Below are 8,019 nucleotides of genomic sequence, written 5' to 3'. Positions count from 1 at the left end.
GAATCCCATCGTCTGGTCGGAACCTTGCAGGGTCTGGTCTACATCCTGGCCGACGACCAGACCGACGCCCTGCGCCTGGCGGCCGGCTATGGGGTCGGCGACGATGTTCAAGCCGAGATCGCCCTGGGCGAAGGATTGCTGGGGGAGTGCGCCCGCGCCGGCACCATGAGGGTCATCGTCACGCTGCCCGACGGTGTGTGGTCGATCGAGTCGGGACTGGGCAACGCCAAGCCCCGGGCGGTGATCCTGGCTCCGATCCTGCTGAACGATTCCCTTCTGGGGGTGGTCGAGGTCGCCCTTCTTCGTGCGCCCGACGACGAGACGGTGCAGCAATTCAAGGAACTCGTCGGGATCTTGGCTCTGAATCTGGAACTGGTGCGCCGTCACGAACACACCGAGGAGCGCCTGCTGGCCGCGTCGGCGGCGGAAACGGTCAAGAGCGAGCAATTGGCTTTCCAGCAGGTTCTGATCGATTCCATCCCCTATCCGGTCTTCTTCCTGGATGCCGACGCCCGCATGCTGGGGATCAACCGGGCCTATGCCCGCGCGTTCGGAACCGATCCGGCCGTGGCGGTGGGATGCCGGCTGATCGATCTGGAATTCCTGTCCCCGGCCGAGCGCGACGTTTTCCAATCCGAGAGCGAGGCGGTCATTGCCGCCGCCGGGCACACCCAGCGCGAGCTGCGCATCACCCATGCCGATGGCTCGGCGCACGATTCCCTTTATTTCCTGTCGGGTTTCCGTCGTCCTGATGGCTCGCCGGGCGGCCTGGTCGGAACGTTCGTCGATATCACGCCGATGAAGGATGCCGAACGCGAGTTGAGCCGTTTGGCCGATGCGGAGCGCTTCGCCCATCTTGCCCGCGGGCGCGAGATGCGCATCCTGGAACTGAAGCAGGAGGTCAACGCCCTGGCCGAGGCCATGGGGCGGCCCGGGCCCTATGCCACCGACCTTGTCGAGCCGGTGGGCGACCACGAGATGACGCAGCACCCCGATTACGAGGTTGGCTCCGTCACTGCGGGCCGGCCCTTGCAACTGGCCGATCTGGTGGATCTGGGCGCCTTCCAGGAGCTGTTTTCGAACTTCTGCGACGCGGTCGGGGTCGCGGCCGCCATCATCGATCTGCAAGGCGTCGTCTTGGCCTCGGCACGGTGGCAACCGGCCTGCACCGATTTCCATCGGGTCAACCCGGAATCGTGCGCGCGGTGCATCGAAAGCGACACCGAGCTGGCGCTCAAGCTGAAGGATGGCGACGCCTTCACCATGTACCGCTGCAAGAATGGCATGACCGACTGCGCCTCGCCGATCATCGTCGAGGGGCAGCATGTGGCCAACGTCTTCATCGGTCAGTTCCATCTCGGCGTGCCGGACATGGACTTTTTCCGCGACCAGGCCAAGCGTTATGGCTATGACGAGGAAAGTTACCTGCAGGCCGTCACGTCCGCTCCGGTCATGGACGAAGCCCGCCTGCCCACCATCCTGGGCTTCCTGGCCGGTTTCGCGCGGATGATCTCGACGATGTCGTTGGCGCGCCATCGTGCCGATGCGGCGCAGCAAGCCCTGACCCGTCAGGCCGTCTTGTTGCGGCAAGAACGGCTGGCCGCCATGAGCCTTGCCGAGGACGTGACCAGGGCCGCCCCCATGACGTCCGGTCGTGAAGAGGAGCCGCGGCGATGAAGGCTGTCCTTACCGCGATCGCCAAGTGGCCCTTGATGCGCAAGATTTTGCTGGGCCTGTCCTCGATCACCGTCATCGCCGTGGGGATCAATCTTTATTCGCTGTATGGCATGAGCCAGATCAGTCGGACCTTCGACCGCTTCTATGTCCATGAAATCGCCACCTTGTCCCACCTCCGGGAAGCGCGGGTCCAATACGCCTTCATGGGGCGGGCGTTGCGCCAGGCGGTACTGCCCCAGGCCCCGGGCGAACGCGACGTCGCCTATCGTCAACTGGCCGACGCCGAGGACAGCCTGCGCCGCGAGATGGAACAGGCGCGCAAGCGCCTCGATCCTCAGGCCAACAAGGACGCGCTGGCCAAATTCGATGCCGCCCTGAGCCAATATAAGGGGCGGGTCGAACACGTGGTGGCGGCGCAACGCCGGGGCGACCTGGCCGATTCGCTGGCGCTGTTGGCGGCGCCGGAATTCCAGCAGGCTGGCCGTGCCGCCAATGACGCGCTGGCCGACATCGTCAAGGGCACCGAAGCACTGGCCCAGCGAGCCGCCGCCGACGCCCGTGCCAGTTCCGAGGCCGTGATGATCCTGGCCTTGGCCATCCTGGCGGGGGGACTTGTTCTCGCCCTCGGTCTGGGAATCCTGATCGCCCTGTCGATCCGCGGGCCGTCCGAAAGCCTGCGTCTGGCGGTGGATCAGTTGGCCGACGGACATCTGGACGTCACGGTGCCGCATGCCGATTACCCCAATGAAATCGGCGGGTTGGCCCGGTCCATCCAGGTGCTGCAGGTCCAGTCCCGCCAATTGGCGGCCCAGCGCTGGATCAAGACCAATCAGGCGGCGATCGGATCGCAGTTGCAGGCCGCGACCAGCCTGACCGAACTGGCCAGGGATTTTCTGGCCCGTCTGGCGCCGCTTTTGAACATCGGGCACGGCGTCTTCTACACCTTTGACCAGGCCGAGCGGCATCTGCGGCTGGTCGGCAGCTATGCGTTCCTGGCCCGCAAGACCTTTCGCCCGACCATCGCCCTGGGACAGGGACTGGTCGGACAGTGCGCGCTGGAACGTCAGCCGATCATCATCACCGACCCGCCCGAGGATTACGTCATGATCGGCTCGGCGCTGGGCGAGGCGGTTCCGCGCGCCATCATGGCGCTGCCGATCCTTCATAACGACGAATTGATGGGGGTTGTCGAACTGGCGACCTTCGAATCCTTCGGGCCGGATCAGGAAGCCCTGCTGGAAGGGGTCATGCCGATTCTGGCGATGACCATGGAAATCCTGGAGCGGAATATCAGGACACGGGAATTGCTGGAGGAAACCCAGCGCCAGTCCGAGAACATGGAAAAGCAGGCGGCCAGGCTCGAGGAGCAATCGGTCGAACTGGAAGCCCAGCAGACCGAGATCAAGGCCACCGAGGCCTGGTATCGCGGCATCATCGAATCGGCGCCCGACGGCATGCTGGTGATCGACGAAGGCGGCACCATCGTCATGGTCAACCTGCAGGTCGAGACCATGTTCGGCTATCAGCCGGGCGAGTTGAACGGGCAATTGATCGAGACCCTGATCCCCGGATCGGCCCGGGCGGGCCATGTCGCCCAGCGCGACAACTTCATTCACGACAACAATGTCTCGCGCATGCCGATGCGTGACCGCGAGCTGCGCGGCCTGCGCAAGGATGGCGGCGAGTTTCCGGTGGAAGTCGGCCTGTCTCGCCTGCCGGCCATCGGTGGACGGGGAAGGTGCATCTGCGCCTCGATCCGCGACATCACCGCGCGCAAGGTCGCCGAAGACCGCATGGCGGCGCTGGAGGAACGCAGCCGCCTGATCCTGGGGGCGGTGCAAGACGGCATCGTCGGTCTCAGCAATGACGGCATCATCGTCTTCGCCAATCCGGCCGCCCCCAGGCTGCTGGGCTACGAACTCGAGGAATTCCAGGGCAAGGCGATGCACGCCCTGGTCCACCAATATTATCCCGACGGATCAGAGTTCCCGCGCGAGCAGTGCTCGATGTACCGGACGTCGGTCGATGGCCAGCCCAGGACCATCGATACCGAGGTGCTGTGGCGGAAGGACGGCATCGCCCTGCCGGTCGAATATTCGACAACCCCCGTGGTGAAGGACGGCCAATTGGTCGGCAGCGTCGTGGTCTATCGCGACATCACCGAGCGGCACCGTCTGCAAGAACAGATGAAACGCGCCAATTTCTTGTCGGATATCGCGCTGGAATTGACCGGCAGCGGCTATTGGCACGTCGATTACAGCGATCCGGACTATTACTACCAGTCCGACCGCGCCGCGACCATTCTGGGCGAGCCGCTGAAGCCCGATGGCCGCTATCACCTGATGGACGAGTGGTTCTCGCGCTTGCAGGAAGCCAATCCGGAAACCGCGCGTCTGACCGCCGAACGCTATCAGGGGGCCATCGACGGCATCTATGACCACTATGATTCGACCTATGCCTACAAGCGCCCGGTCGATGGCAAGGTGGTGTGGGTCCATGCCGCCGGCAAGCTGGTCCGCGACGACGCCACCGGCCAGATCGCTTTCATGTACGGCGCGTACCAGGACGTCACCGAGCAGAAACTGGCCGAGCAGGAAGTCCTGAGGGCCAAGGAAATCGCCGAGGAAGCCACCAAGGCGAAAAGCGACTTCCTGGCCAATATGAGCCACGAAATCCGCACGCCGATGAATGCCATCATCGGCATGAGCCATCTGGCCTTGCAGACCAAGTTGGACAAGAAGCAGCGCAATTATATCGAGAAGGTTCACCGCTCGGGCGAGAACCTGCTGGGAATCATCAACGACATCCTTGACTTCTCGAAGATCGAAGCCGGCAAGATGAGCATGGAATCCATCGACTTCCATCTGGAAGACGTGATGGACAACCTTGCCAGCCTGGTCGGCCTGAAGGCCGAGGACAAGGGGCTGGAACTGCTGTTCAACATCGCCCCCAACATCCCGACCGCCTTGATCGGCGACCCGTTGCGCCTGGGGCAAGTGCTGATCAACCTTGGCAACAACGCCGTCAAATTCACCGACAAGGGCGAAATCATCGTCGGCGCCGAAATGGTGGGGCGGACCGGCGATCAGGTGGTTCTGCATTTTTGGGTCCACGATTCCGGCATTGGCATGACGCCGGAACAATGCGGCAAGATGTTCCAAAGCTTCAGTCAGGCCGATTCCTCGACGACCCGCAAATATGGCGGCACCGGTCTGGGGCTGGCCATTTCGAAGAATCTGGTCGAGCTGATGGCGGGGCGCATCTGGGTCGAGAGCGAGGCCGGCAAGGGCTCGACCTTCCACTTCGAGGTTCGCCTGGGCGTGCAGGCCCAGCCGGCACCGCGGCGGGTCTTCCATCCCGACGAATTGTTGGGTCTTCGGGTCCTGGTGGTCGATGACAATGCGTCGGCCCGGGAAATCCTGTCATCCATGGCCAAGGGGTTCGGGCTCGAGGTCGATGCGGCCTGGGATGGCCGCCAGGCCTTGGAAATGGTGGCGGCGGCGAAAAAGCGCGATCTGCCCTATGACTTGATCTTGATGGATTGGCGGATGCCGGTCATGGACGGCGTCGAGGCCGTCCAGCAATTGCAGGCCCAGCATTCCGGCGCCATTCCGGCGGTGATCATGGTCACCGCCTATGGCCGCGAAGAAGCGCTGACCGACGCCCACGAGCGGGGCATTGCCCTGAAAACGGTGCTGACCAAGCCGGTCACCGGCGCTTCTCTTCTCGAGGCCATCGGCGAGACCCTGGGGAAGGGGACGGTGGTCGAAACCGGGGCTCAGGACAAGACGGCCGGCTATCAGGCGGCGATGAAGGCCCTGGAAGGGGCGCGCGTCCTGTTGGCCGAAGACAACGAGATGAACCAGGAACTGGCCACCGAACTGCTGGCCATGGCGAAGATGGAGGTGGTGGTGGCCGCCAACGGCCAGGAAGCCCTGGACATTCTGGCCCGCGATACCGGTTTCGACGGCATCTTGATGGATTGCCAGATGCCGGTGATGGACGGCTATAACGCCACTCGCCTGATCCAGGCCAATCCCGGCCTGAGCCACATTCCGGTCGTCGCCATGACCGCCAACGCCATGGCCGGTGACAAGGAAAAGGTCGTCGAGGCCGGCATGGTCGATCATATCGCCAAGCCGCTGAACCTGGACACCATGTATGCCACCATGGCCAAGTGGATCAAACCAAGCCGCACGGCGGCCAGATCCGATGCCAGGCCGGACCAGGCCGCCGGAACCGGCGGGCTGCCCGATCTGCCCGGCATCGACGTCAAGGCCGGCATGGCGACCATGGGCAACAAGGAATCGCTGTACCTGCGCATGTTGGCGAAATTCCGCGATGGCCAGGCTGATTTCGCAAAGATATTCGCCGATGCCCGGACCGATTCCGATCCGACCGCGGCGACACGGGCGGCCCATACCCTGAAGGGCACCGCCGGCAATATCGGCGCCAAGGGCGTGCAAAGCACGGCGGCCGATCTGGAGCATGCCTGCAAGGATGGCAAGCCCGACCACGAGATCGACGCGCTTCTGGCCAAGACCCTGGCGGAACTGGCGCCGGTGATCGCCGTGCTGGGCCGGATCGGCGGCGCGGCGCCAGCCCCGGCCCCGGCCCCGGCAAAGACGGTCGGCGCCACCGACGGCGAGGTCAAGACGGCCCTGGAGAAACTGGCGGCCCTGCTGCGCGAGAGTGATTCCGAGGCCGGCGACGTCCTCGAGGCCCTGATGCCGAAGATCGCGGGCAGCCCCCTGGCCGAGAGTTTGAAGCCGGTGGCCCTTGCCATCGAGAATTGCGACCTCGACGAGGCCCTGGCCAAACTGACGGCGGCGGGCCTGACCTGATGGGCGCCGCCAGCCAGCCTTCGGCACACGCTCCGTCGCATGTCGCCGGGATCGGCGCCTCGGCCGGCGGTCTCGAGGCCATGCTGGTGATGTTCGCCCGGATGCGGCCGACCGGGCGGGTCGCCTATGTCGTCGCCCAGCATATGGCCGATGACGGCCACAGCGATCTGGTGGTGCGCCTGATTCAACGTGAATCGGCCCTGCCGGTGGTGTTGGGCGAACATGGACGGCGGCTGGAGCCCGATCGGATCATGATCATTCCCGCCGGCAAGGACGGCCACGTCAAGGGCGACACTCTCAGGCTGTGCGAACCGGCGCCGGAACATCTGTCCACGCCGTCGGTCAACGCCCTGTTTTCCTCGATCGCCGAGAATTGGGGGCCGGCATCGATCGGCATCTTGTTGTCCGGAACCGGATCGGACGGCGTATCGGGATGTCGGGCGATCCGCGGCGCCGGCGGGCTGACCCTGGCGCAAACCCCGTCGCAGGCGAAGTTCGACGGCATGCCCGAGGCGGCCATCCGCGCCAAGCTGATCGACGAGGTGCTGCCCGCCGAGGCGATCGGGGAAAATCTGGCGTTACGTTTCCCCGGAAAGCAACCGGGACCGGCGCCGTCGCCAAGGGCGGGCCTTTCCGCCGCCGAGACGATGATGGCCGATCCGGTGGTGACGGCGGCCGAACACCAGGAATTACAGGCGCTGATCGTCAAGATCCACGACGCCACCGGCATCGATTTTTCCAGCTACAAGGAAGAAACCCTGCTGCGGCGCGTGGACAAACGGAAGTCCGCCCTGGGGATCGGGTCGGCGGACGCCTACCAGGCCTTCATCCGCAAGAACCCGGAAGAATTGCACATTCTGCAGCATCTGTTTCTGGTGTCGGTGTCGTCGTTCTTCCGCGATCGCCCATCGTTCCAGGTCCTGCAAGGTGCCTTGGCCGACACCTTGATCGACCAGCCCCCGGGTGCCCCCATCCGCGTGTGGGTGCCGGGCTGCGCCACCGGCGAGGAACCCTATAGCCTGGCGATCATTTTGACCGAACTGATGCGCACCGTCGGCGAGCGGCGTCCCATCGTCATCATTGCCAGCGACCTGAACCCCGAGGCCCTGGACGCCGCCCGCGAGGGGCTTTACCGCAAGACCGCCTTCAAGGAGGTCGAAGATGGTCTGCTCGAGCGATATTTTCACCCGCGCGGCCAGCATTACGAGATCGATCCGGCCATCAAGGCCTGTGTCACCTTCGAGCGGCGTGACGTGCTGAGCGGTCTGCCCCCGGCAGACCTGGATTTGATCAGCTGCCGCAATCTGCTGATCTACATGAAAAGCCATCTGCAGGACGGCCTGTTCAAACTGTTTCATCAGTCGCTTCGGCCGCAGGGTCTGCTGTTCATCGGCCAGTCGGAATCGCTTGGTTTCGCCGGCAATTCCTTGTTCGCACCCATCGACCATTTCCATCGGCTGTACCGCCGTCGCCGCTGAAGTCCCAGGAAAGGACGGTT

The 8,019-nt window shown here is 64.2% G+C and carries 3 protein-coding genes; all 3 read left to right on the top strand.

The window, feature by feature from the left end; translation table 11 throughout:
- The coding region (locus MTBLM5_RS06095; protein ID WP_173974881.1) for a PocR ligand-binding domain-containing protein at positions 1-1,677 on the top strand (1,677 nt) is incomplete at its 5' end.
- On the top strand, positions 1,674-6,521 hold the full coding sequence (locus MTBLM5_RS06090; protein ID WP_173974880.1) for a PAS domain S-box protein: 4,848 nt from the start codon (positions 1,674-1,676) through the stop codon (positions 6,519-6,521). The genes MTBLM5_RS06095 and MTBLM5_RS06090, both read left to right, overlap by 4 nt.
- Positions 6,521-7,999 carry a chemotaxis protein CheB gene (locus MTBLM5_RS06085; protein WP_173974879.1) on the top strand — a complete coding sequence of 493 codons (1,479 nt, stop codon included), beginning with the start codon at positions 6,521-6,523 and terminating at the stop codon, positions 7,997-7,999. Before MTBLM5_RS06090 ends, MTBLM5_RS06085 begins: the two co-directional genes overlap by 1 nt.
- Positions 8,000-8,019 lie beyond the last annotated feature (20 nt).

The sequence above is a fragment of the Magnetospirillum sp. LM-5 genome, from assembly GCF_902729445.1.
Lineage (GTDB): Bacteria > Pseudomonadota > Alphaproteobacteria > Rhodospirillales > Magnetospirillaceae > Magnetospirillum.
The sequence above is the reverse complement of the archived record's forward strand: the minus strand, read 5'-3'. Positions and strand labels throughout refer to the sequence as shown.